Origin of the sequence: Methylobacterium sp. BTF04, from assembly GCF_010692745.1 — a bacterium.
Taxonomy (GTDB): domain Bacteria; phylum Pseudomonadota; class Alphaproteobacteria; order Rhizobiales; family Beijerinckiaceae; genus Methylobacterium.
The window spans coordinates 1-957 of sequence record NZ_JAAHTB010000200.1 but is presented as its reverse complement, the minus strand read 5'-3'; the positions used below and the strand labels follow the sequence as shown (position 1 = coordinate 957).

The window sequence follows — 957 nt, the reverse complement described above, 5'->3', positions numbered from 1 at the left end:
CGACGAACACCTCGGAGTCGGCGCCGTTGGGCGCCTGGTTCACGCTTCCCCAGAAGTCCGGGGGCGACCAGTAATTCGTGAAGGTGTCGGTGGTGCCGAGCGGGATGAACCGCACGTCGCCGGCCGGGATGAAGCGCTGCGGCACGCTGGTGGTGCCGTCCTCCTGCATGAAGGAGGCGCTCCCGCGGTATTCCTCGAAGGTGATGCCGCCGAACTCGAAGCCCTTGCGGACGTCCTGGCGCATCGGGTTCGGAGCCGACGCATAGTATTTGTAGGCCTCCTTCACGCTGGCATGCGTGATGAGCTTCCGGAACCACTCGGGCGAGCACAGGGCGTGCACGCCGGTCATGGTTTCGCCGAGGAGGTTGTCCTCCATGTAGCCGGTGACGTCCTGGCACTTGCCGACCACGTCGGTGGCGGGGGTGCCGAGGAGGAAGTCGACCACCTGCTCGGTGACCCCGAAGGCGGTGAACAGGTTGAGCAGCACGCTGCCGTCGGAATCGCGGATGATGCCCTTCACCGCGCCCATCCGCAGGTTCTCCAGCGTGATGGCATGCTTGCGCCGCATGGTGATGAGCTTCCGGTTCAGGAAGCCGAGAACCGTCTCCAGGCCGGCATCGCCGTTAGAGGTCAGGGCGAGCATGTTCTGCACGTCGGTGGCGAGGACGCTGTCCTCATGCGGGATGTGCGGCACGACGAAGGACGCCGGCTTCTGCTTGCCGCGGGTGCCGAGGCTGGCCGGGCCGCCGCGCGGGCGGGTCGGCAACAGGTTGAGCACGCCGTTCTCGATGATGACGATGACGGACGTGGTGGCGACGGGCTCGGCCGTGAACAGGCCGAGTTCGTTGATGCGGCCGTAGCTGTTGGGCACCATCGCGATGTTGCCGGTCAGGGAGGCCGCCGAGAACGCGTCCTGATTGAAGATGTCGAGGATGGTGGGCATCGGCTTACGCTCCT

The 957-nt window shown here is 66.0% G+C and carries 1 protein-coding gene; it reads right to left on the bottom strand.

All coding sequences use genetic code 11. The features are described from left to right. Positions 1–943, bottom strand: a 943-nt coding sequence (locus tag G3T14_RS24315) for a major capsid protein (RefSeq protein WP_163645026.1), incomplete at its 3' end; no start/stop codon positions are given. Between the last annotated feature and the right edge of the window lie 14 nt (positions 944–957).